Origin of the sequence: Georgenia muralis, assembly GCF_003814705.1 — a bacterium.
Classification (GTDB): domain Bacteria; phylum Actinomycetota; class Actinomycetes; order Actinomycetales; family Actinomycetaceae; genus Georgenia; species Georgenia muralis.
In genome coordinates this window covers 716994-741169 of record NZ_RKRA01000001.1, presented here as the reverse complement: position 1 = coordinate 741169, position 24176 = coordinate 716994, and the positions used below count along the sequence as shown (strand labels likewise).

Here is a 24176-nt window from a genome sequence, read left to right as displayed (position 1 = left end):
TGTCCGGATGTGTTCAGCGTAGGGGCCCCGCCGTTGGGGGCGCAGGGGAATCCTCGTGCGGCTCCAGGGCCAGTCGCACGGTGGGGCGGCCCCGTCGTCGGCCGGTCTCGACGAATCCGGCCCGGACGAACGTGGCGAGGGTGCCGCGGAACAGGCTCGAGCTGCTGCGCGGTCCGGCGTCCGCGCCGGTGTCCACCGGGTACGCCTCGACGAAGCGGGCGCCGTGGCCCCGGGCGTGGTCCACCGCGGCGCTGACGAGCGCGCCGGTCACGCCCTCGCCGCGGTGGTCCGCACGGACGTAGAAGCAGGTGACCGACCAGCAGTCGGGGACGTCCTCGAGCGCGATGATCGTCGAGCGGGGGATGCGCGCGTGCTCCGGGCGTGGGGCGACCGCGACCCAGCCCACCGCCTCACCGCCGGCGTAGGCGAGCAGGCCCGGCGCGGGTGCCTCGCCGGCCCGGGCCGCGAGGAGGTCGTGCCGCTGCGCGACGCGGGAGGCGGAGAACTCCTCGGGGGAGAGCCGCCACCACATGCACCAGCAGCTCGCGGGGTCCTCGCGGCGCCGGAAGAGGTGCTCGAGGTCGCCGAACCGGGCCGGCGTGAGCGGGCGGATCTCGACGGCGCTGTCCACCCGTCCATGATGCGCCGGGTCGTCCGGCCGGGCGGGAGCCCTCCCGCCGTCAGGGCCCTCGGGCCGAGTGTTGCGCCCGTCAGGCCATCTTCTCGACGACGTGGTCGACGCACGCGGTGAGCGCCTCGACGTCGGCCGGGTCGACGGCGGGGAACATGCCGATGCGCAGCTGGTTGCGGCCGAGCTTGCGGTACGGCTCGGTGTCGACGACCCCGTTCGCGCGCAGCTGCGCGGCGAGCTCCTTGGCGTCGACGCTCCCGGCGAAGTCGATCGTGCCGACGACGGGGGAGCGGTGCTCGGGGACGGCCACGAACGGCGTGGTGTAGTCGCGGTCCTCGGCCCAGCCGTAGAGGATCGACGACGAGTCCGCCGTGCGCGCGGCCGCCCACTCGAGGCCCCCGTTCTCGTTGATCCAGTCGACCTGCTCGGCGAGCATGACGAGGGTGGCCACGGCCGGGGTGTTGAGGGTCTGGTCCTTGCGTGAGCTCTCCACCGCGAGGGCGAGGTTGAGGAAGTCGGGGACCCACCGCGCCGCGGTGACCTCCTCGATCCGGGCGAGCGCGGCCGGAGAGACGACGGCGAGCCAGAGTCCGCCGTCGGCCGCGAAGACCTTCTGCGGCGCGAAGTAGTAGACGTCGGTCTGGGACAGGTCGACCGCGGTGCCCCCGGCGACGGAGGTGGCGTCGACGACGGTGAGCGCGTCGCCGTCGCCCTGCCGCCAGACGGGGGAGAGGACACCGGTGGAGGTCTCGTTGTGGGGGTAGGCGTAGACGTCGACGTCCTCGACGCTCGTGCAGACCGCCAGCGAGCCGGCCTCGGCGGTGCGGATGTCCGACGGCGCGAGGAACGGCGCCCGGTCGGTCGCGGTGGCGAACTTCTGACCGAACTCCCCGAACGCCGCGTGCTGGGCCCGCTCGCGCACGAGGGAGAAGGTGGCGGCGTCCCAGAACGCCGTCGAGCCGCCGTTGCCGAGGACCACCTCGTAGCCGTCGGGTGCCCCGAGCAGCTGCGCCAGGCCCTCCCGGATCCGCCCGACGAGCTGGCGCACCGGCGCCTGGCGGTGCGACGTGCCCAGCAGGGACGAGCCGAGTGCGGCGACCATGTCCGCCTGGGACTGACGGACCTTGGACGGCCCGCAGCCGAACCGGCCGTCGGCGGGGAGCAGGTCGGTGGGGATGGTGACGGTCTCCATGGGCGCGATCTTGCCACCGGGGCGGGTGGGCCGGTGCCGGTGCCCCGGCCGTGACACCGCCGAGGGGGGCACTGGTGGTCCGGCCAGCCGGCCGGCCGGGCGGCTGGTGCCCAGTGGCCGGTGGCCGGTGCCGAGCGATGCCCGTTGCCCGGCCTTGGGTGAGGATGGATGCATGGCCACCCGTCGGAGCGCGCGCACACCGGCGGTGCGTGCGCTCGTCGCGGTGCTCGCGCTGGTCGCGGGCGGCTGCGCGGGGACGGCGACGCCGGATTCCGGGACGACGATGCCGGAGACCGGGCCGACGACCACCGCACCGCCGGGCTCGTCCGCGGGGAGCGCCACGGCGCGGGAGAGGAGCACGACGGTGCGGCTGACCGCGATCGGCGACTCGCTCACGGGCAGCGACGGCGACCTCGCCGGCGACGACTTCGGCCCTGGAACCTGGCTGCCGCACGTCCTCGGGGCGGGGGAGGACGGCAGCTCGGTGGAGTGGGTCGGCGGCTGGGCGGTGCCGGGCGCCACCACCGCCGTCATGCGGGCCCAGGCCGAGCCACGCCCCGACGCCGACGTCCTCGTGGTCCTCGCCGGCACCAACGACATCGCCCTCGGGGTCCCCGCCGAGGAGATCGCCGCGAACATCGAGGCGATCGTCGCGACGGTGGGCGCCCCGCGGGTGATCGTGGCGAGTGTCCCGCCGATCGAGTGGGCCCCCGACCTCGCCCCCCGGCACAACGCCGCCCTCGAGGCGCTGGCCCGTGGGCACGGGTGGGAGTTCGCCGACGTCGCGGCGGGCCTCAGGCGCGGTGACGGCTGGGTGCCGGGGATGAGCGACGACGGCGTCCACCCCACCGAGGCCGGCTACGCGGTCCTGGGGCGGGCGCTGCGGGAGGCGCTCCTGCGCTGACGCCCTGGCGGGCGACAGGTCACAGGTGCCGCAGGCGCTGGACCTCCAGGACGTGCGCGGACCACCCGGCGGTGCGTCCGCACAGGTACAGGGCGCAGAAGAGCTGGGGCGGGACCCCGACGTGGTCGAGCAGCACGCCGCCCCAGAAGAGCGTGTTCGCCCCGGGGGTCGGGCCGGAGGTGCGGGCCAGGGTCTCGGCGCCCGCGCGGGCCAGGGTCTCGGCGCCCGCGCGGGCCAGGGTCTCGGCGCCCGCGCGGGCGACCGCCTCGGCGGACTCGAGCCGGCGCGCGCCGGCCCGGACGCAGGCGTCGCGAAGCATCCCCACACGGGCGTCGGCGGGGACCAGCTCGTCGCCGAAGCCGGCGAGGTCGCCACCCCGCGCGAGGTGCGCCGCGATGGCGGCGTCGGCGTCGCCGGTGCGCTCGGCCTCCGCCACGATCGCCAGCGCCCGGGCGGCCGCGCCACCGCCGAAGGGTGCTCCCGCGACGGCGACAGCGGCGGCGAGGCACGAGGCGGCGTCGGCCCCCATCTCCGCGGCGGTCCGCGCGGTGCGGGTGGAGGGGACCAGACCCGTCTCGGAGACGGCGAGCCAGAACAGGTCGAGCGCCGCGACGGCCTCCGGGTCGGCGACGCCGCGCCACCGCACGAGGAACCGCTCCGCGATGGTCGTGACCATGTCGACCTCGCGCTGGGGCACTGCCGGCACGTCCTCGCCCCGCGCCGACTGGGCCACGAAGCTCAGCGTCATCACCGACGCCCGAGCGAGGTCCTCCCGGGCGCGCGTGGAGTCGATCTCCACCAGTGGCCGGTATCCCCACACGGGGGTGAGCTGGGCCAGGGCGGAGAGCACGTCGACCCGGGTGTCGCCGGTGCGCACGGGGAGGTTGAACGGCTCCGCCGGCGGGAGGGCGTCGCCGCCCTCGCCGTCGACCAGCAGGCCCCAGATCTCCTCGAACGGGGTGCCCACGAGGTCGCGCATCCGCCGGCCGCGGTAGAGCGGCTCGCCGTCGGCGTACGCGTACAGGGGCGGCGCGGTGCCCGGGTCGGGCAGCGGGAGGCGAGGAGGGGTGAGCGGCATCACGCGAACCATAGAGCCGGAAGTGGACAGAACGGAAAACTGCCCTCCACCGGGCCGGGGCGCTGCCCGTTGTGGCCGGGCATCCCTATCCTGAGGACAGGCATGCCCATGACCAGCCGTCGCGACGCGGCCGCTGGGGCGCGCGCGGAAGAGAGCGGGAGTACGTGAGCGATCTCATCGACACGACGGAGATGTACCTCAAGACCGTCTACGAGCTCGAGGAGGAGCGCGTCGTGCCGCTGCGTGCGCGCATCGCGGAGCGACTGGGCCACTCCGGCCCGACCGTGTCCCAGACCGTGGCCCGTATGGAGCGAGACGGGCTGCTCCTGCTCTCCGGGACCAGGCAGATCGAGCTCACGGACGCCGGTCGCCGCAGAGCGACGGAGGTCATGCGCAAGCACCGGCTCGCCGAGCGGCTGCTCACCGACGTCGTCGGCCTGGAGTGGGCGTACGTCCACGACGAGGCCTGCCGGTGGGAGCACGTCATGAGCGAGCGGGTCGAGCGCCGTCTCCTCGAGCTGCTCGACCACCCGCACGTCGACCCCTACGGCAACCCGATCCCCGGCCTCGACGCGCTGACGGGGGACGAGGAGGTCGTGGCGCCGCGTGAGGAGGTCCGGTCCCTCGCCGACGTCGCCGCCGAGCTCCTCCCGGCCGGCGACGACGGCGAGCGCTTCGCCCCGCAGGCCCCCGTACACGGGGAGAGCCGCCGCGTGGACGAGCAGTCCGCCCGCGCGGACGTCGGCGACCTCCGTGCCGACGTCGTGCTGGCGCGCATCGGTGAGCCCCTGCAGGTCGACGTCGACCTCCTCTCCCGCATGGACCAGTCGGGGCTGCGGCCCGGGGTGCGCGTCGAGGTCCGGGTGCGGCCGGGCGGGGACGTCGTCTCGCTGCACGCGCCGGGCTCCGAGACGGTCCTGGACCTGCCCGAGGAGATCACCCGGCACCTGTTCGTCACCACCTGACGAGCGCTCGGGGCGCACGTGGCGGCGTCTCCCGGAGCCGGGCGCCATGCATCCACCGCGGCGCCACGCGCGTCCCCCGGAGCCGGGCGTCACGCATCCACCGCGGCGCCACGCGCGTCTCCCGGAGCCGGGCGTCATGCATCCACCGCGGCGCCACGCGCGTCCCCCGGAGCCGGGCGCCATGCATCCACCGAGGCGCCACGCGCGTCGGCGGGTGTGAGCCGCCTCACGAACCCGATGCTGAGAAGCGCTTCCCGACCACCCCGGGGCGTGGTCGGCGGCGAGTGGGCCCTGGCCCCCTGTGGCCCTTTCACCTGCGACGACACCCTCTGACGTGACCGCCCCGTGGGTGCTGGCCGCGGCCTTCGGCGGAGAGGTCGCCGCGGACCTCACCGCACCCGCGCCGACGTGACATCCCCAGGGTCGTGATCGAAACGTGACATAGCCAGAATCTGGCTGTAGTGTCCAGATCGCTTCCGGAACCCTCCTCCGCGAAGTCTTCGGGCGGACGCCTAACCCTGCCGCCGCCCCGGAGTCAGCATCGAGTAGGAACAGCGGCGGGGACGGGGGAACCAAGTGATGGACGGCTCCGGGAGACCGGGGCCTCGGGGTGAAGTGCGGCCTTCCTGCAGCAGGAACCGCGCCGGGTGTTCTCCCACCCGAACCCGACAGCTCACTCCGTAGGCAGCCAGGAGAGGTAATCCGTGACCACCATGACGCCCCAGGGCGCCCGCCACCGTGCGGCCCGCCGTCCCTCCACACCGTTGACCGTGGCCCTCTCCGGCCAGGGCGCGCGCCGCGGCATCGCCGCCGTCGCCTCCTCCGGTCTCATCCTGACGATGGCGGCTACCTCCGCCTCCGCGGCCCCGCAGACCTCGGCCCTGCCGAACGTCGACATCTCCGCCGCGACGTCCGAGGCGCTCACCGCGATGGTGACCACCCCGACCGTCACCGTGCCGGCCGACATCACCTGGTCCGCCGACGTCGTCGCCTCCGCCGAGGCCACCCCGCCGCCTCCGCCGCCGGAGCCCGAGCCGGAGCCGGAGCCCGTCGTCGAGCGCGACACCGCCGCGGCTTCGCGCACCGCCGAGCGCACAGCGATCGAGGCGCCCGCCGCCCGGACCGCTGCTCCGGCCCCCGCCGAGGCCGCCCCGACGCCGGCGCCCGCCCCGGTCGCCGCCGCCTCGGGTGTCGGACAGCAGATCGTCAACATCGCCCGCCAGTACGTCGGCGTCCCGTACGTCTGGGGCGGCGCGACCCCGGCCGGCTTCGACTGCTCCGGCTTCATCCAGTACGTCTTCGCGCAGGTCGGCATCTCGCTGCCCCGCACGTCCTCCGCCCAGGGCAGCGTCGGCTACCGGGTCTCCGCCGCCGAGGCGCGTCCCGGCGACATCATCTGGGGCCCCGGCCACAGCGGCATCTACACCGGCAACGGCCAGCACATCGCGGCCCGCAACCCGGGCACCGCGCTGTACGAGAGCCCCATCTACATGTCCAACCCCGTCTTCATCCGGGTCACCGGCTGAGCGAGCCTCCAGCCGCACCCGACGGCCCGTCCCTCCTCGTGAGGGGCGGGCCGCCGTCGTCGTACGCCCGGCGGTGACGCGGGGTTCGGTGAAGTCGTGGGTGTCGGGTCGAGCGCGTGGGGACGGTGCCGCTGAGTCACCCCGGGAGGTGCTCGCTCGACCGTTCGCGACAGAGTCGCTGGGTTGCGGGCTCGGGGTGCGGTGAAGTCGTGGGTGTCGGGTCGAGCGCGTGGGGACGGTGCCGCTGAGTCACCCCGGGAGGTGCTCGCTCGACCGTTCGCGACTGAGTCGCTGGGTTGCGGGCGGCGAGGCCGCACCCGAACCGCCAGGCGAAACCCCACGTCCCCCGGACGGGGAGGGGCACAATGTGGGCAACGGATCGACGAACCACCGCCGGGGAGAGTCCATGTCGCACGAGAAGGTCATCGTCGTCGGGGTCGACGGGTCCGAGGCGAGCCTCGCCGCCGTCGACTGGGCCGTTGCCGAGGCGTCCCGGACCGGGCACCGGCTCCACGTGGTCTGCGCGTACGCGTTGCCGTCCTTCACCGCGGCCTCGCTCGACGGCGGCTACGCCGCGATGGACGACACCGCCATCCAGCAGGGTGCGCAGGCGGTGGTCGACGAGGCCGTCGCCCGCACCGCGGACTCCGGGCTCCGGGTGACGTCCTCCCTCGAGACCGGCGACCCGGCCGGGGTGCTCGTGGACCTCTCGCGCGAGGCCGCGCTCGTCGTCGTCGGCACCCGCGGCGGCGGCGGGTTCACCGACCGGCTGCTGGGGACGGTGTCCTCGGCCCTGCCCGCCCACGCGCACTGCCCGACGGTCGTCGTGCCGCTGTCGCCCGCGCGGTCCTTCCTGCCGGTACGGCGCATCGTCGTCGGGGTGGACGGCTCGGAGTCCGCCCGCATCGCCCTGCGGCGAGCCGTCGACGAGGCGATCGTCTGGGACGCCGAGCTCAGCGCCGTCGCCGCCGTGCCGATCGCGACCGGTGCGGGCGCCATGGCCTGGCTGCCGGCCGCCGTCGACCGCGACGAGGTGCTCGCGGACGTCCGTGAGGGTCTGGGTGTCGCGGTCAAGGCCGCGGTGGGCGACCGGGACGTCCGCGTGCGCCAGCACGCGCTGGACGGCAACGCCGCCGCGCTCATGGCCGAGTTCTCCACCGCCGTGGAACTGGTGGTCGTCGGCTCGCGCGGCCGCGGCGGCTTCGCCGGGCTGCTCCTGGGCTCGACGAGCCAGGCCGTTCTCCACCACGCCGTGTGCCCGGTCATGGTCGTGCCGTCGCGCAGCGCCGACGAGGGCGCCGCACCGACCGACGTGCCCTGGAACCAGTAGCCGCTCAGCCCTCGAGGTCCGGGTCCGCCGCCGGTGGGCCGTAGTGCTCGTGCAACCCGGTGGGCGTGGCGGCCGGTCCGGGCAGGCCGAGGTCGGTGGCGTCGAGGGTGGCGCCGTCGTCCCCGACCACGCGGACCTCGACCGCCTGCGGGACGAACGCTCGGTGTCCCAGCCGGGCTCGGTGGCGCGGTCGAGCAGGCCGAGGAGCGCGGTGGCGTCGCCCGGGGCGGTGACGGTGCCCCGCACGGCCCGGCCCGACTTCTCGTCCTGCTCGACGACGACGTCCGCGTCGCACACGCCCGGCAGGGCGGCCATCTCGGCGCGGAGCCGGTCGGCCTCGCGCTCGAGGTCGGCGGCGGAGGCGGCGCCTCGGAGCTGGTCCAGAGCCAGACCGCCCGGTGGGTGGGGGCGGGCGCCGGGTGCCCGACGGGTCCGACCCGCTCCACGCCGACGTCAACGTCGACTACGAGGTCGCGCGCGACGGCTCCCGCGGCGGTCAGCGCCCCGGTCGAGCGGCGACGGCGCGACAGGGCGACCGCCTTGTCGCCGTCCCAGGCGACCACCTGGGTCAGCGCCACGCCGCCGAGGGTGGCGCTGACACGGATGCGCAGGCCCGGCGCGGCGACCAGGACCAGGCCGGCGACGAACGCGGGGGCGAGGTCGGCCACGCCGCGACGTCGAGCGTGACGTGCACCGGGGAGGGCGCGGGGCGGGGCTCGTCGACCCGGAGCGTGCTCACCGGCTCATCCTGGCGGAGAATCTGCCCCCGTGACATGGGGAGAACTCCCCATCCCGTCGGCTACGGTCGTGGGATGGAGGACAGACCCGGGGAAGCCCGGGCGGCCCGCACCGGCGGAGCGGCCGGGCACCTCGACGGTGCGCCGGCGCACCTCGGTGGTGCGGCCCCGCCCGCTGGCCCGGCCCGCGCGGGATCGGTGCTCGTGCGGGTCCTCGTGGCGGTCGGCCTGCTCCTCGCGTGGGCGCAGACCGCAGGGGGCCCGGTCGAGCGGTCCACCGGTGACCTCCTCACCGACCTGGCGGTCGGTGAGGTGATGAGCCTGACCATCGAGCGTCCCGACCCGCAGTCCGTCACCTCCGGCGAGGCCGAGGTGCAGTGGACCACCGACGGGCGGACCTTCTGGGCGACCTACTGGTTCAGCACGGTGCCCGGCGAGGAGGACGAGGGGCTCACCATCCTCGCGGCCGCCAGGGACGGCGGCGTCCTGGTGCAGACCGAGCCGTTCGCCTTCGTCGAACGGGACGATGCCGGTCCGGTGTGGTCGGCCGTGGCGCTCGCGGCCCTGCTGGTGCTGGTCCTCGGCCCCGAGCCCCGCCTGGCGACGAGGTGGGCGTGGTTCTGGCTCGCCGTCGCCGCGGCTCCGGTCTGGCTGGTGTTCGTGCTGCTGGAGCCGGCGCCGCTGTGGTCGCGGTCGCCCCTGCCCGTCCGGCGGCGGCTCACCGGCGGCTGGGCCTTCCTCGTCAGCGTCACCGTGCTGCCGTTCGTCCTGTCGGCCCTGCCGGGTGGTCTGCTGCCCCGCTGACGCGCTCGCCGTCGGACGGCCCCGCCCGTGCGACGGGGCCATCCTTCGTGCCGGACCGCTCTCGGCCGGCCGGGCCTGCCGGGCTACGTGCGGCGGGCGTGCCACTGCCGGGCCGGCTGGGCGCGGGTCTCGTGGGGCACGAAGCCCTGCGACCGGCGCTGCCCGGGCGGCTGCTTCCCGGCCGGGCTCACCTTCTTGGGAGCTCGCACGGCTACCTCCTTCTCCTCGATGCCGATGGGTCGCGCGTCTGCATCACGAGGTGAACATGGGACGAGCATCGCGCGCCGAGGTGGGCGCCGTCGAGGGAATTTGGACCCGGTACCGTCGTGGCCGACACGAGGAGACGCCATGCCCCTGCGCTCGATGCTGCTGTTCGTCCTGGCCGCCCTGCTCGAGATCGGTGGTGCGTGGCTGGTCTGGCAGGGGGTGCGTGAGCACCGAGGCTGGCTGTGGGTCGGACTCGGTGCGATCGCGCTCGGCCTCTACGGCCTCGTGGCCACCTTCCAGCCGGAGGCGAGCTTCGGCCGCGTCCTCGCCGCCTACGGCGGGGTGTTCGTGGCGGGCTCGCTCGTCTGGGGGGCGGTTGTCGACGGCTTCCGCCCGGACCGTTGGGACGTCGCGGGTGCACTGGTCTGCCTCGTCGGGGTCGCCCTGATCATGTACGCGCCCCGACCCGCCTGACCGGGGCGCATCGGCGCCGTGACCGCCGGCGTCAGCGGCCCGCCTCGCGGGCCTCCTCCCGCAGCACCTCCGCGAGGGTGTCCAGCGCGAGGTGCATGTCCCCGCGCGAGATCGTCAGGGGTGGGGCCAGCCGCAGCGTGTTCCCGTGGGTGTCCTTGGTGAGGACGCCGCACGCGGCCAGGCGCTCCGACGTCGCCCGTCCGCTCAGGCCCAGCGCCGGCTGGACGTCCAGGCCCGCCCAGAGCCCGATCGTGCGCACCTCGGCGAGCAGCCCCTCGGCCACGAGGTCCTCCAGCCGCGTGGTGAGCTCGGCGCCGAGCTCGCGGGCCCGGGCCTGCAGGTCGCCCGGTGCGAGCAGGTCCACCACGGCCAGGCCGACCGCGCAGGCCAGCGGGTTGCCGCCGAACGTCGAGCCGTGCGTGCCGGGGGAGAGGACCTCCAGGACGTCGCGCCGGCCCACGACCGCGGACACCGGCAGGATCCCGCCGCCGAGCGCCTTCCCCAGCGTGGTGAGGTCGGCCCGCACCCCCGCGACCTCCTGGGCGAGGGTGGTCCCCGTGCGGCCCAGACCGGACTGGATCTCGTCGAGGACCAGCAGGACGTTCGCGCCGTCGCACAGGTTCCGCAGCCTCGGCAGGTAGTCCGCCGGCGGGATGATCACGCCCGACTCACCCTGCACCGGCTCGACGAGGACCGCGACCGTCGTCTCGTCGATGGCCGCGGCGACGGCGTCCGCGTCGCCGTACGGCACGATCCGGAAGCCCGGGGTGTAGGGGCCGAACCCGTCGCGCGTCTCGGGGTCGGAGCTCATCGAGACGATCGTCGTCGTCCGGCCGTGGAACGCCCCCTCGGCGACGACGATCGTCGCCTCGCCGTCGGGCACGCCCTTGACCTCGTAGCCCCACTTGCGGGCGGCCTTGACCGCCGTCTCGACCGCCTCGGCACCGGTGTTCATCGGCAGCAGCATCTCCGTGCCGGTCAGCGTCGTGACGGCGTCCGAGAACCGCAGGAGGAGGTCGTGGTCGAAGGCGCGCGAGGTCAGGGTGATCCGGTCCAGCTGGGTCTTGGCGGCCTCGACGAGCGCGGGGTGGCGGTGGCCGAAGTTGAGGGCGGAGTAGCCGGCGAGACAGTCGAGGTAGCGGCGGCCGTCGACGTCGGTCACCCACGACCCCTCGCCTGAGTGCAGGACGATGGGGAGCGGGTGGTAGTTCGGGGCGAGCGAGCTCGGCGGGGCGGCGTGGCGCCCCGGGGCGTGGGAGTGCGACGCCGGTCGGGTGGCGTCGTCCGGGGTGTGCCGGGCGGCGTCGTCCGGGGTGGCGGAGCGGTGCGGCGCCGAGAGGGTGGGGGGCGCCTGGCGGGGGTCGAGCACGGATCCTCCTGGGGTGGCAGCGGTGTGACCAGTGTCTCAGCCCGCGGCCCTGCAGCGGCAGGGACCCGCAGGATCGTGCGCGTCCACGTGCATCGGCAGGCGTCCGGCGGCTTCCGCGCCCGGCTCTCGGCGGCGCCGGCGGGCGGTGAGCGGCGTGCCCGCGTCTCGATGGGTGAGAAGACCGGTGGTTCAGCTGCCCCCGAGCCGTGGGACGTGGTTCGGTGTGGCGGTCACCTACCGGGCCGGACCGCGGCCCGCCTGATCCGGGAGCGCTCGTGCTCAACGTCTGAGATTTTTCGCGGTGTCCCGCTGATCGCCGGATCGGCGGAGATGCCGCCTGACCTGCGACGACAGACTCTTCCGTCGGGGACCCAGGTGGACTGAAAGGCCCTCTCAGGGCACGTCATTCCCCCACAGTTCCCCCACAGATTTCGGTCCGTCTGCGCAGGCCGGAGCCCAGGTCGTCGGCGCTGTCGGGTGTGCGATTCCCCCACCAGAGGAGGTCCGGGCGGGACACCTGATGGGTGGAGGCACACCCATGACCGAGAAGCAAGGACGAAAGCGGACCTTCGGCGAGCTGGAGCGACGCAGGAGCCAGCAGGCTGGAGCGGTCACCGGCTGGCGCGCCCGCTACACCGGGCCCGACCTGATGCGCCACTCGCGCAACTTCGGCGACAAGATGGCCGCCGAGGCCTGGCTCAACGCCGAGCGGCTCCTGATCGACCGCGACCTGTGGACCCCACCGCGCGACCGGGAGCGCCGCGCGCGGCTGGCTGCCCAGCGCGGGATCACGTTCGCCGAGTGGGCGGAGCGATCGATCGCCGGCAAACAGCTGCGCCCCTCGACCCGCTATCGGTACGAGCAGACACTGCGCAGACGCGTGCTGCCCGATCTCGGAGACATCCCGCTGCGGGACCTGTCGCGGCTGGACATCACCAACTGGTACACAAAGATGCGGGCGCAGCTGGCCGCCGAGGCCAGGGCCGCACAGCGCAAGGGCGAAGGTCGTGGCGCGGCGTTCTCCGCCTACCAGGTGCTGTCCTCGGTGCTGAACGACGCCGTCGACCACGACCTCCTTGACACCTCGCCGGCCCGCGTCAAGGGGGCACTGCGGTACGACGCCGTCCACGAGCCCGTGGTGCTGACACCGGAGCAGATGTGGACGTTGCACGAGCTGATGCCGGACTACCTGGCAGCACTGGTGCCGTTGGCGGCGACCACCGGGCTGCGTCACGGTGAGCTGCGGGCATTGCGGCGCCGGCACCTGCACCTGGACGACCCGGCACGCGCCGTCGTGCAGGTACGGGGCACCGCGGCCAACAACAGGGTCCGTGGCAGGTTCAACGAGATCGGAGAACCCAAGACGAAGGCATCCCGGAGGGACGTCGCCATCCCGTCGTTCGTCGTGCCGATCCTGCAGGCTCACCTCGAGAAGCACGCACAGCCCGGTGACGACGGCTTCGTCTTCGTCGGACGGAAAGGCGCGGTGCTGCACGCGTCCGTCGTCGAGTCGAACTGGCAGACCGTGCGCAAGCAGGTGGGACTGGACGACCTGCACATCCACGACCTGCGGCACACGGCGCTGACGTGGGCCGCTCGTTCGGGTGCGACGTTGGCTGAGCTCATGGCGATCGCGGGCCACAAGAACCCCACCATCGCGCTCCGCTATCAGCACATCGGTGACGAGGAACGTCGCCACGCCATCGCCGAGAAGGTGGGGGCCGCCTTCACCGACGAGCTCGCCCAGCGGCGTGCTCGGCGTGCGACGGGCGTCGAAGGGGGTGCGCGGTCGGTGGGCTCAAGCGGACAGGGAGGGCCCGAAGGGGCAGGGCGCACACCTCAGATGTGACGGACGGTGCGTTCGACACGACCAGGAGGAACGAGATGACCACGAACCGGCGGGCGACCACGCGGGTGCCGAGCGGCAAGCTCGTCGCGCTCTCCGACGCCGCAGCAGAGTTCAGCGTCTGTACCAAGACGATCCGGCGACGCATCGCCGACGGCACGGTCACCGGGTACAAGGTCGGCCGCGTCATCCGGGTCGACCTCGAGGAGCTCCGCCGGGCGCTCGTCATCAAGATCCCGACGACGCGGTGAAGGCCGCGCGCGGCGTCTCGTCTTTGAAGGTCACGACGCAGCACCCGTCCCGGTGACCGCCGAAATGTCGAGTCACTCGCTCCTCGTGACTGCAGCAACGACGAGAGGTGAACGCCCGACGTGGTCGTGAGGACTCCCCACCACCGTCCTCTTCCCCCGAGGTTGCCGGCTCCACCGAAGCACAGTTGCCGGGGATGGTGGCCGTGTCCGCGGTGGTGACGAGTCGTCACCACCTTCCCTTCCCCCGAGGTGCGTCTCTACGGAAACGGGTCGCCTGCCCGCCCGGCGGCGTGTCCGCGGTCGTGATGACTCATCACCACCGCTCTCTTCCCCGCGGTGGCCGGCGTCGGCGTGCCTCGCGTTGCCGGCGTCCGGCTCGCCTGTGTGATCGCGAGTTGCATGGGTCTTACTCTCGCGCTGGTGCGTTGCCGAGAACGTACGGGGTGCCTGACCCCGTACGCACCCCGTACGCACCCCGTACGCACCATGGCGGCGAATATCGGCCCAGGTCAGGGTGCGTACGGGGAGAAGGTCGCCGCGTCTTGGCGTCCGGCCCCCAAGTTCCCTCCTCTCCGCCCTCCCGTGGTTGCTCGTCGACCAGCGCGCCCACGCGGGGCGACAGCGTCCGGGAAGGGCTGTTCGACTATCAGGTGTGCCCCCGGCGCCAGAGGCCAAGCCACCGCGGCTCCGGACGTCCGGCGCCGGGCGGAGACGCGGTGGCGGAGCGGAGGTCCGCGTGGACGGCTTGCCCGCGTCCCGGCCACCCGGCCGGAGCAGTCCGAGACGGCCGCGGGCTGTGGTCTTCACACCTCTGGCACCCGAGGTGGATTGGGTCGCGCACCTGGTGGGTGTGACGGTCTCGATGCGGGTGGTCTCGGCGGGCAAGGGGTACGGGTACCTGCTGCGCTCGGTCGTGCAAGGTGATGGGAACGTCGCGCAGGCGACGGGGTTCACGCGGTACTTCACGGAGGCGGGTACCCCGCCGGGGGTGTGGATGGGGAAGGGGGTCGCGTTCTTCGGGGCGGGGGAGCTGCGCCCGGGCATGGCGGTGACTCCCGAGCAGCTGCGGACGCTGTTGGGTCGGGGGAGCGACCCGGTCACGGGGGTGAGCCTGGGTCGGCCGTTTCGGGAGTACCCGAGCGTGGCCGAGCGGACCGCGGCGCTGACCGCCCGGGTGGACCGGGCGCTGCCGGCGGGGGAGTTCGACGCCGAGGTGACCCGGATCCGGGCCGAGCAGGCCGCCCGTGGGCCACAGACGGCGACGGCGGGGTTCGATCTGACGTTCTCGGTGCCGAAGTCGGCGTCGGTGCTGTGGAGCGTGGCGGACGCGAACATCCAGGGCCTGATCGTCGAGGCCCACCATGCCGCCGTCGCGCAGGTGCTCGATTTCTTTGAGCGGGAGGTTGCGGCCACCCGCACCGGGCATGCCGGGATCGCGCAGGTGTCGGTCGTGGGGGTTGCCGCGACGGCGTATGACCATTGGGACTCGCGGGCCAACGACCCCCAGCTCCACACCCACGTGGTGGTCTCGAACAAGGTGATGACGGCCCACGACGGGCGGTGGCGGACCCTGGACTCCCGGGCGGTCCACCACGCGCTCGTTGGCCTGTCCGAGCACTACAACGCCGTCCTCGCGGACCGGCTCACGGGCACGTTCGGGCTGTCGTGGGAGCGGCGCGAGCGTGGCGAGGACCGCACCGGCCAGTGGGAGATCCAAGGTGTCAGTGAAGCCCTGATCGCCGAGTTCTCCAGCCGGGCCCGGGCGATCGACGTCGCCACGGACGCGAAGATCGCCGCCTACGTGGCCGAGCACGGCCGCCGGCCCACCGGCCGGCGGATCGTGCAGCTGCGCGCCGAGGCCACCCTGGACACCCGCCCCGAGAAGGCCATCCGGGCCCTGGCCGACCTGACGGCCGAGTGGCGGGCACGCGCGCGGGACCTGGTGGGGGGCGATCCCACGGCGTGGGCACGCATCCTCACCACCACCCGAGAGCCGGCGCGGGCGCTGACCGGGGAGTCGGTGCCGATGTTCCTGGTCGACCAGGCCGCCGCCGACGTGGTGGAGGCGGTGGCGGAGCGGCGGTCGACCTGGCGGCACTGGAACCTGTGGGCCGAGGCCTCGCGCCGCACGATGGGCTGGCGCTTCGTCGCCGCCGCGGACCGGGAACAGGTGATCGCGCTCATCACCGACGCGGCCATTGGGCGGTCGGTCCGGCTCACCCCGGGCGAGGTCGCTACCGTCCCGGCCGGGATGCGGCGCGGTGACGGCACCAGCCCCCTGCGGCCCCGGCACTCCACCTACTACTCGAGCGAGCGTCTGCTCGGCGCGGAGGACCGGCTGCTCACCCTGGCCGACGACCACGACGCGTCCCTTGTCGTCCCGCAGCACCTCGCCGGGAACGTCACCGGTTCCCGGGGTGACGGTGTGGTGGTCGGCGGGGAGCAGGCCGCCGCGATCACGCAGATCCTCACCTCGGGCCGACGTCTGGATGTGCTGGTTGGTCCGGCCGGGACCGGGAAGTCGACCGCGATGGCCGCCCTGGCCGGTGCCTGGACAGCGGTGCACGGGCCCGGGTCCGTGGTCGGGATGGCGCCGTCGGCCGCCGCCGCACAGGTCCTCGCCGAGGACATCGGCCTCGGCTGTGACAACACCGCCAAGTGGGTGTACGACCACGCCCGTGGCAGGGCGGACTTCTGCCCGGGCGAGCTCGTCATCCTGGACGAGGCCACCCTGGCCTCCACCCGCACCCTGGAGACCATCGCCACCCGCGCCGCCGAGGCCGGCGCGAAGGTCGTCCTCGTCGGCGACCCGGCCCAGCTGCAGTCCGTCGACGCCGGCGGTGCGTTCAACATGCTCACCGCGGCCCGCGGCGGCGACCTGGCACAGCTGGTGGAGGTGCGGCGGTTCATCCACGTCTGGGAGAAGGACGCCTCCCTCGCCCTGCGCGACGGCGACCCGGCCGCGATCGACGCATACGCGGGCCACGGCCGGATCGTCGAGGGCACCACCGAGGCCATGATCGACACCGCCTACCAGGCGTGGCAGCACGACCTGACTGCCGGCCGGTCGTCCATCCTGGTCACCGAGGCTGCCGATTCCGTGCGACACCTCAATGACCGCGCCCGCGCCGACCGCATCCGGTCGGGTGTGACATCCACGCTGCGCGAGGTCGGACTGCGCGATGAGGCCCGCGCATCGGTGGGTGATGTGGTCATCACGCGGCGCAACGACCGCCGCCTGCGCACCAGCCCCGGCACCTGGGTCCGCAACGGCGACCGGTGGACCGTCACCCGAGTCGGCCGCGACGGCACGCTCGGCGTCCGCCAAGCCGGCGACGCCAGCGGCGCGGGCGTGAGGCTGCCGGCCGGGTACGTCGCCCGGCACGTCGACCTCGGCTACGCCGTCACCGCCCACCGCGCCCAGGGCCTGACGGTCGACACCGCCCACGTCGTCGTCTCCCCCTCGACCACCCGCGAGAACCTGTACGTGTCCATGACCCGCGGCCGGCACGCGAACACCGCCTACGTCGCCCTCGACCAGCCCGACCCACTCCACGCCACCCCCGCCGAGACGGAAACCACCGCGCGGACCGTCCTGTTCGGCGTGCTCAACCACTCCGCCCTCGAGCTCTCCGCCCACCAGACCATCACCGCCGAGCAAGAGAGGTGGACCGGCATCGCCCAGCTCGCCGCCGAGTACGAGACCATCGCCACCACCGCCCAACACGGCCGGTGGACCCGGCTCGTCACCGACGCCCTCACCGGGGCGGGCGGGCTCACGTCGGCCGAAGCCGCGCAGGCCACTAAGTCTGAGGCTTTCGCCGTCCTCATGGCTGAGCTGCGCCGCGCCGAGGCCCACCACCACGACCTCGACACCCTCCTGCCGCGCCTGGTCACCCAACGCACCCTGCTCGACGCCGACGACATCGCCGCCGTACTCACCGCCCGCCTCGGCCGAGCCACGCGACAGCCCGCACCCGGCACGACCCCGGACCTCATCGCCGGACTCATCCCGGCCGCGTCCGGCCCTTTGCCCGCCGACTTCGCCCGCGCGCTGGACGAACGACGTCAGCTCATCGAGACCCGCGCCCACACCCTCGCCGAGGCCGCTGTCCGCGACCGGGCGCCCTGGGTGTCCCACACTGGGGAGCGGCCGAACGGTGCAAGCGACTACCAAGGGTGGCTCGCCGAACTGACCGTCATCGCGGCCTACCGCGACCGGTACGCCATCACCGGCCCCGCGCCCCTCGGACCCTCCACCCACACACTCGCACCGGGACGCGACCGCCGCCGCGCCAACGAAGCCCTCCACCGCGCCCGGGCCATCATCCAGACGCGCAGGACCGACGGCACCAGGGCGCAAACCCACGCGCGCAGCCTCTAGGACGGCCCAGGCCTCGTCCGAATCGCGCGCGTACCTGGCCGGAGAGAACAATAACGTCCGCCGCAGAGTCCCGTCCGGGCCTGCGACCCTTGGCCCTCGCCCTGTCGGGCTGCAGCCACAGCCCGGCTCGGCGATCCACGGCCGGTACGTCCGGCGGTTCCTCGTGGTCGAAGACCTCGAGCGAATCCCCGGAGGGACGCGTACGTCGGGAGCGACACGACCGGCCCATGGCCACATACGCGGAGATCAACTGTCCGTCAGCAGGGAAGTACGTATCCGTCTGAACAAGGTCGGCATGTCCCGTTAGCTGCACACGACACGGACACTGGCCCCGAGCACCGCCGCCGTGTCACTCAACACAACACCGCGGTGTGGTTTCGGACATTTTGCGCCTATAGCGGGTCATACTGAGAACGACCGTCGCGCCGAGTGGAGTCGGCTGGAAGAGCACTACCACCCGAGAATGAGGTGTGTGGCTCTCGAGCCAGGATATTGCGGTCTAGTGAGAGGGCGGGAGCGATGACACTTCTCTCTGACGACTCGCGGCCAGCCCGCCGCGGTCCCGGGCGTCCACGGCACGCCGACACCGAAGAACGTGCTTACCGGTCCGCCCTCGAGCTGTTCGGCCAGAGGGGCTGGGCAGGACTCAGTCTGGACGCCGTCGCCCAGCACGCTGGAGTCGGAAAGTCGTCGATCTACCTCCGGTGGAAGGACAAGCGCGAGCTGCTCCTGGACGCAGTTCGCGACTTCGAGACCCGGCACGTCAACCCGGCGGACCCGTCGCTCCCCATCCGCGACTACCTCGTCGAATACGCGGTTGCCCGGGCGGCACTCTTTCTGGGCAAGCAGGGGGCCACCATGGCGGCGATCATCTCGGCTGCGGTGGCAAATCCAGACGAGTACGCGGACATCCAGAACGAGAGCCTCAACCGAGGGGTGCTCGCTTTGATGGGCCGGCTCGAGCAGGCCGTCGCCGAAGGGGAGATGCCCATCGGTACATCCGCTGCCCAGTTCCTTGAGGCGCTCGAAGGGGCGATCGTCTTCCACACGATCATCGCGCCTGGCCGCCCATCCAAAGACCAGATCGCCGAGACCTTGCCGCAGTACGTCACTGAGCTCGTCGACTGGTTGCTCCGCGGACTGCCGCAGCGACGGAGCCCTGATCCGCCGGCGTGGTGAGCGTCGCCGCAGAAGTAGAACCCCTTGTCTGAAGGCAACCCTGGCGCCGTCCTGATCCGACCGCCCCGAAGGGCAATCTTGTAGGCGAACCCGTCCGAACCGGTCCTGGGGCTGATGGAGACCTTGGTTAAGGCCAACGGGTGAACTCGGGCAGGCCCCGTCCACCGCGGTCGAGACGCCGTACACGCTCCTAGCTCGCCCAGCGAGTCCCAGCCGGGCAACACGTCGGGGCCGGCCTCCAGGGTCGGAGTCCCTACGCGTCGCCGGGTGAACACACATACCCCACCCCGGAGTGGGTCGGCAGCATAGGGCCCAGGTCGGTCATCCGCCACGTCATCCCGGTTGTAGCCCCGAAGTCACGGTTCACTAGGTCCGCGCCGGGAGGGTATCCAAACCGGCGCCCGGGGGGGGGGGGGGGGGGGGGGGGGGGGGGGGGGTAGATTCGATGCGTTACTTACGCACCGTAAGCAACGGGTGCCGCTGGCGGCGAGAGGAGTACGGAGATGCCCGGGAGACTCGAGGGCAAGGTTGCCCTCATCACGGGGACGGCCGGGGGGCAGGGGCGGGCAGCGGCGCTGCTGTTCGCTCGGGAGGGGGCGAAGGTAGTCGGCTGTGACGTGAAGGTGGCCGAGGCCGAGGAGACGGTGGCTCTGGTCAAGGCCGAGGGGGGCGAGATGGTCTCGATGCAGCCGGTCGACCTCGGGGACGAAGAGCAAGTTCGCCAGTGGATAGATTTCGCTGTCCAGCAGTTCGGTGAGTTTGACGTTCTCTATAACAATGCGTCGGCTCCTCGATTTGGAAGAATCGCCGACTTCTCCAGCGAGGATTGGCATTTCACGATCAGGAATGAACTCGACCTGATCTTCTTCGCCATCAAGCACGCTCTACCCCATATGCGGGCTCGCGGAGGGGGATCGATCATCAATACGGCCTCCGTGGCGGGTCTCACCGGGCGAGTCATCGGCGGCTTGCACGAGTTCGCGCACTCTGCCACTAAGGGCGGGGTGATCGCGATGACGAGGACGTTGTCGTCGGACCTCGCCGAATATGGCATCCGCGTCAACTCCATCGCTCCAGGTGGGATCGACACGCCGGCTTGGCAGACCTTGGGCGAGGAGATGGTGAACCAACTGAGGCAGACCATCATCGACGGTTCCCTCATCAAGAGAGTTGGCATGGGAGAGGACATTGCATCCTGCGCCCTCTACTTGGCCTCGGACGAGTCGGGTTACGTCACAGGGCAGAACTTTGTCGTCGACGGGGGATTTTCGGCGATCTGATCGGCCCTGGGCTGCGCTAACCCGAAAAAATGTCGGTGAGCTTGGCGGGGTACCTGGGAAAGGCGGTGAGGCGACTTCTGCAAGTGACGGTGTCGCCGAGTTCAGGTCGAAGACGTGGTGCACGGCCATGCCGCATCGAGCCGGTCGAGACTTGGGCCGCCCGGACAGGTACTTGACATCCTTTTGCGTTCACCAGGCACGTCTCGAACCCGGCGGCCTCGAAGACGTAGAGCGGGGGCCTCCAGGAATCGCTAGGCCGCCGCCGCGATGTCCGCGGGGCCGCCTGGTGGGACGTGCAGAATACGGTAGCGGCTCTCGTGCTCGGTTCGGGCGGCGTACTCCAGGGCGGGGTGCAGCCGCGTGGTGGTGTTCAACCAGTGGTCGAAGACCAGTCCGACGCGCCCGGCCGAATACTGGCCCGACCTGGTCGGTGTTGCAGTGCAGTGACGCGGTCGCGACGTCAGGCGGCGCCCGGACCACAGGAAGGCCTCGCAGCTCCTGCGGGTCGGCACCGCCCGCGCGTCGCCGGCTGAACCCTTCGATAGAGGCCAGGGCCCGTAGCCGTCGCGGCCGTCCAGCACCCATGAGCACCGCACGGTACTTGGACTCCAGCTCGTACTTCTTGGAGAGGTCGTCCAACACCGTCGCGGGCGCTCCGCCGTGGCGATGCCCGGCACCCGGGGCGGCCTTCATCGACGAGGTGCCTTGCGCGCAGCTCGCAAGGCCCTCCAGTCGGACCTGCGGTTGGGTGTCCGTGGGAACTGCCGTCCCCGCATCCTGAACGGGTCATCAGCGTGCGCAGAAGGTCATCACGCGATTTCCATCAGTCGGCTCGGCCTCCTCCGACCCCGTGAGACTTGGGGTCTGGCATGGTTACGCCGGGAGGGTGGCCGGGCGGCGGCCTCGCCGCTCACGCAGGGCCGCGCTGGCGCGTTCGGTCAAGTGGTACAGGACCGGGACGAGCACCAGCGTCAGGAGGGTGGAGGTGGTCAGTCCGCCGATGACCACCAACGCGAGCGGCTGGGAGATGAACACGCTGCCCCCCGTCAGTCCCAGTGCCATCGGGGTCAGGGCGCCGATGGTCGCCGCCGCGGTCATCAGGATCGGCCGCAGCCGGTACCGGGAGCCCTCGATCACCGCGTCGAGGACGCTCAGGCCGTGCTCGCGGTTCTGGTTGATCAGGTCGATGAGCACGATCGCGTTGGTGACGACGATGCCGACGAGCATGAGCAGCCCGATCATCGACGGCACACCCAGGGGTGTGCCGGTGAGCAGCAGCAGTGCCACTGCACCGGTGGCGGCGAACGGCACCGACACCAGGAGTATGACCGGCTGAAGCAGGGAGCGGAACGTGGCCACCATCACCAGGTAGACGATGGCGATGGATGCCAGCAGCGCCAGATACAGGTCGTCGAACGCGGATTGCTGCTCCGCGCTGACGCCTGCGATCTCGGCTTCTGCGCCCTCGGGCAGGTTGAGGGCGTCGAGCTGTTCCTGCAGCCGGGTGGTGATTCCTCCAAGGTTCTGATCGGTCGCGGTGGCGGTCACCGTGGCGGTGCGCACCCCGTCCTGGCGGGTCAGGCTGGTGGGCTGCTGGACCTCGCTCACCTCAGCGACCTGACCCAGGGGGACGATCCCGGTGGCGGTGGGGATCGGGGTGGCGCGCAGTGCCTGTACGTCGGCGGGCGCCTGGCCCAGGAGCACCACGACGTCGGTCGTGCGTCCGGCGATGTCCGCCTGACCGATCGGCGCACCGCGCAGCAGCCCGGCCATGGCCTGCCCGATCTCGCTCTCGCTCGTGCCGGCCTGGACGGCCGCCTCGCGGTTAACCTGGATCTGGATGGCGGGTGCGTCCGAGGCGAGGTTGTTGACGACGTCGGTCGTACCCTGGACGTCCGCCATGGCAACGGCGACAAGGTCTGCGGCCTCGCGAAGGGTCTGGTCGTCGACGGCGCGGACCACGACCTCTACCGGCGGCAGCCCGAACCCGGCCTGGCCGGTGGTGACGGTCAGCTCCCCGGCATCGTCCAGGTCCGTGATCGCGGCACGAAGATCTTGCTCGACGCGGGCCTGGTCGGCGTCCAGGTCGGTGGTGATCGCGAAGGTGGCCGTGTTGGACCCGCCGCCACCGCCCAGGAAGGCGGTCTCCAGTCCGTCTCCACCGGAGCCGACGGTCACCTGGTACGTCTCGACCCCGTCCAGGTCGGCGATGACGTCCTCGACCTTCCGTGCCGCGGCGTCGGTGACTTCCAGACTGGTCCCGGCCGGCAGCTGCTGGTCGACGCTGAGGGTGTTCTGGCCGGCGTCGCCGATGAAGTTGGTCTCCAGCCGCGGGGCGGCTGCGACGGTTCCGCCGAGCACGGCGGTCGCGATGACCAAGGTGATCACCGGGTGGGCAAGCGCTCCCCGAAGCACTGGCAGGTAGCTGCGCTGGAGGAGTCCGCGGCGTTCTCGCTGCTCTACGCGGTCTCGGTCCACAGCCGTGTGCGGGTGGTCGGCCGGGGCGCGCAGGAACCAGTAGGCCAGCACCGGGATGATGGTCAAGGAGACGAGCAGCGAGGCCAGCAGCGCCACAGCCACGGTGAAGGCGAAGGGCCGGAACAGCTCACCGACCTGACCTCCGACGATCCCGATCGGCACGAACACCGCCGCGGTGGTGATGGTGGACGACGTCACGGCACCGGCGACCTCACGCACCGCGGCCAGGATCGCCTGCTCCTTGGGCTCCCCGTAACCGAGGTGGCGTTTGATGTTCTCGATCACCACGATGGAGTCGTCCACGACCCGCCCGACCGCGACCGTCAGCGCCCCGAGGGTCAGGATGTTCAGCGAGTATCCACCGACCAACAGCCCGGTCATCGCGATAAGCAACGACAGCGGGATCGATATCGCCGTGACCAGCGTGGACCGCAGCGACAGCAGGAAGAGCATGATCACGATCACTGCGAAGATCAGACCGAGGAGGCCCTCGGTGCTCAGGTCCTCGATGGACTTCTCGATGAACGGTGCCTGGTCGAAAACCACGTCGACCGCAGCACCCTCACCCAGCGCTGCCTCCATCCCCGGGATCAGGTCCCGCACGTCGTTGGAGACGCTGACGGTGTTGCCGTCGGGAGTCTTGGTGATCGCCAGGGCGATGCTCGCCTGACCGTTCGTCCGCGCATACGAGGTGGCGGAGACCGCGGCCTGCTCGACCGTAGCCACGTCACCCAGCAGGACCGGTGCACCGGAGGGGTTGGCGGCGGGCAGCGCGATCGCGGCGATGTCCTGCACCGAGGACAGCCGCTCGCCCACCACGACGTTCAGGCTGCGCTGTCCGTCGGTGACCGTGCCGGCCGGGATGACCACACCATTGGCTTGCAGTGCCGAGCTCACAGCGTCGAAACCGATCCCCGCGGCCGCCATGGCAGCCGGATCCGGGACAACCTCCACGCGCATCTCCCGCGCACCGGACAGGGTGACCTCACGCAATCCCTCCACCCCGCGCAACTGCGGAAGGATCTCTTCCTCCACCCGGGTCACGAGTTCCTGCTCGTCCAGCTCCGGGGCAGCCACCGCCAGCTGCACCACCGGAAGCTGGTCGATGCTGCCGGTGATCACCGACGGTGTGGCGTCCGCGGGAAGACCGGTGCCCGGGCGGGACACGGCCTGTTCCAGGTCCTGCTGGGCAGCCTTCATGTCCGTGCCGTAGGCCAGTTCCACCGACACGACCGACAGGCTGTTGCTGCTGGTCGACTCGGTCCCCTCCAGACCCTCCACACCGCTGACGGCGGCCTCGACCACCTCGGTCACCTGCCGCTCGACCACGTCCGGCGCGGCACCCGGAAGAGGGGTCACGACCACCGCGAGCGGGATCTCCAAGGACGGAATGAGCTCCTGCTTCAGCGACGTGGTGGAGAAGACCCCCGCCACGATGAGGATCAGCGTGGCCAACGCCACCACAGCGCGGTTGGAGAGGCTCAGGCGGGCAAGACGAGTCATAGGAATCTCCCGTATAGTCGGTGCGAGGTGAATAGTAC

The 24176-nt window shown here is 72.2% G+C and carries 18 protein-coding genes and 1 riboswitch; of the genes, 11 read left to right on the top strand and 7 right to left on the bottom strand.

The features are described from left to right. Positions 1–13: 13 nt before the first annotated feature. Positions 14–631: a GNAT family N-acetyltransferase gene (locus EDD32_RS03185; RefSeq protein WP_123914538.1), complete on the bottom strand. Its 618-nt coding sequence runs from the start codon at positions 629–631 to the stop codon at positions 14–16. A gap of 79 nt (positions 632–710) precedes the next feature. Beyond that, positions 711–1823, bottom strand: a complete 1113-nt coding sequence (serC, locus tag EDD32_RS03180) for a phosphoserine transaminase (RefSeq protein WP_123914536.1) — start codon at positions 1821–1823, stop codon at positions 711–713. A 172-nt stretch (positions 1824–1995) separates the two neighbouring features. Here serC and EDD32_RS03175 point away from each other — a divergent pair, with 172 nt between their 5' ends. Next, positions 1996–2727: an SGNH/GDSL hydrolase family protein gene (locus EDD32_RS03175; RefSeq protein ID WP_123914534.1), complete on the top strand. Its 732-nt coding sequence runs from the start codon at positions 1996–1998 to the stop codon at positions 2725–2727. A 19-nt stretch (positions 2728–2746) separates the two neighbouring features. Here the strand turns inward: EDD32_RS03175 and EDD32_RS03170 are convergent, their stop codons facing one another. Then, a complete protein-coding gene (locus EDD32_RS03170; protein WP_170175183.1) occupies positions 2747–3805 on the bottom strand; it encodes a citrate/2-methylcitrate synthase in 1059 nt (352 codons plus the stop codon). Positions 3806–3969: 164 nt separating this feature from the next. On the opposite strand from EDD32_RS03170, the gene EDD32_RS03165 reads away from it, so the two are divergent. The 3 genes from EDD32_RS03165 (at position 3970) to EDD32_RS03155 (ending at position 7626) form a co-directional block, all read left to right on the top strand. After that, on the top strand, positions 3970–4770 hold the full coding sequence (locus EDD32_RS03165; protein WP_123914530.1) for a metal-dependent transcriptional regulator: 801 nt from the start codon (positions 3970–3972) through the stop codon (positions 4768–4770). A gap of 512 nt (positions 4771–5282) precedes the next feature. Beyond that, positions 5283–5472: riboswitch (cyclic di-AMP (ydaO/yuaA leader) on the top strand. An 11-nt stretch (positions 5473–5483) separates the two neighbouring features. Next, complete coding sequence (locus EDD32_RS19740) at positions 5484–6296, top strand: C40 family peptidase (protein WP_123920122.1); 813 nt, start codon at positions 5484–5486, stop codon at positions 6294–6296. 406 nt (positions 6297–6702) lie between these two features. Then, the gene (locus EDD32_RS03155; protein ID WP_123914528.1) at positions 6703–7626 is read left to right on the top strand and encodes a universal stress protein; all 924 of its coding nucleotides are present in this window, start codon (positions 6703–6705) and stop codon (positions 7624–7626) included. Positions 7627–7630: 4 nt separating this feature from the next. Here the strand turns inward: EDD32_RS03155 and EDD32_RS19735 are convergent, their stop codons facing one another. Next, on the bottom strand, positions 7631–7756 hold the full coding sequence (locus tag EDD32_RS19735; RefSeq protein WP_281274848.1) for a hypothetical protein: 126 nt from the start codon (positions 7754–7756) through the stop codon (positions 7631–7633). A 682-nt stretch (positions 7757–8438) separates the two neighbouring features. Between EDD32_RS19735 and EDD32_RS03150 the strand changes: the two genes are divergently transcribed. Beyond that, positions 8439–9167: a hypothetical protein gene (locus tag EDD32_RS03150; protein WP_123914526.1), complete on the top strand. Its 729-nt coding sequence runs from the start codon at positions 8439–8441 to the stop codon at positions 9165–9167. Positions 9168–9250: 83 nt separating this feature from the next. Here the strand turns inward: EDD32_RS03150 and EDD32_RS19730 are convergent, their stop codons facing one another. Beyond that, a complete protein-coding gene (locus EDD32_RS19730; RefSeq protein WP_281274847.1) occupies positions 9251–9376 on the bottom strand; it encodes a hypothetical protein in 126 nt (41 codons plus the stop codon). Positions 9377–9515: 139 nt separating this feature from the next. Between EDD32_RS19730 and EDD32_RS03145 the strand changes: the two genes are divergently transcribed. Then, on the top strand, positions 9516–9848 hold the full coding sequence (locus tag EDD32_RS03145) for a YnfA family protein (protein WP_123914525.1): 333 nt from the start codon (positions 9516–9518) through the stop codon (positions 9846–9848). A gap of 31 nt (positions 9849–9879) precedes the next feature. Here the strand turns inward: EDD32_RS03145 and rocD are convergent, their stop codons facing one another. After that, positions 9880–11217, bottom strand: coding sequence for an ornithine--oxo-acid transaminase (gene rocD, locus EDD32_RS03140; protein ID WP_123914523.1), 1338 nt, complete (start codon positions 11215–11217; stop codon positions 9880–9882). Between the two features lie 520 nt (positions 11218–11737). Between rocD and EDD32_RS03135 the strand changes: the two genes are divergently transcribed. From EDD32_RS03135 to EDD32_RS03115, 5 genes are all read left to right on the top strand, one after another. After that, the gene (locus EDD32_RS03135; protein ID WP_123914521.1) at positions 11738–13066 is read left to right on the top strand and encodes a site-specific integrase; all 1329 of its coding nucleotides are present in this window, start codon (positions 11738–11740) and stop codon (positions 13064–13066) included. A gap of 35 nt (positions 13067–13101) precedes the next feature. Next, on the top strand, positions 13102–13314 hold the full coding sequence (locus EDD32_RS03130; RefSeq protein WP_123914519.1) for a MerR family transcriptional regulator: 213 nt from the start codon (positions 13102–13104) through the stop codon (positions 13312–13314). Between the two features lie 823 nt (positions 13315–14137). Beyond that, positions 14138–17698, top strand: a complete 3561-nt coding sequence (gene mobF / locus EDD32_RS19725) for a MobF family relaxase (RefSeq protein WP_281274846.1) — start codon at positions 14138–14140, stop codon at positions 17696–17698. A gap of 519 nt (positions 17699–18217) precedes the next feature. Further along, complete coding sequence (locus tag EDD32_RS03120) at positions 18218–18877, top strand: TetR/AcrR family transcriptional regulator (RefSeq protein WP_123914517.1); 660 nt, start codon at positions 18218–18220, stop codon at positions 18875–18877. Positions 18878–19380: 503 nt separating this feature from the next. Further along, positions 19381–20157, top strand: a complete 777-nt coding sequence (locus tag EDD32_RS03115) for an SDR family NAD(P)-dependent oxidoreductase (RefSeq protein WP_123914515.1) — start codon at positions 19381–19383, stop codon at positions 20155–20157. Between the two features lie 873 nt (positions 20158–21030). Here the strand turns inward: EDD32_RS03115 and EDD32_RS03110 are convergent. Continuing rightward, a complete protein-coding gene (locus tag EDD32_RS03110) occupies positions 21031–24138 on the bottom strand; it encodes an efflux RND transporter permease subunit (RefSeq protein WP_123914513.1) in 3108 nt (1035 codons plus the stop codon). Positions 24139–24176 lie beyond the last annotated feature (38 nt).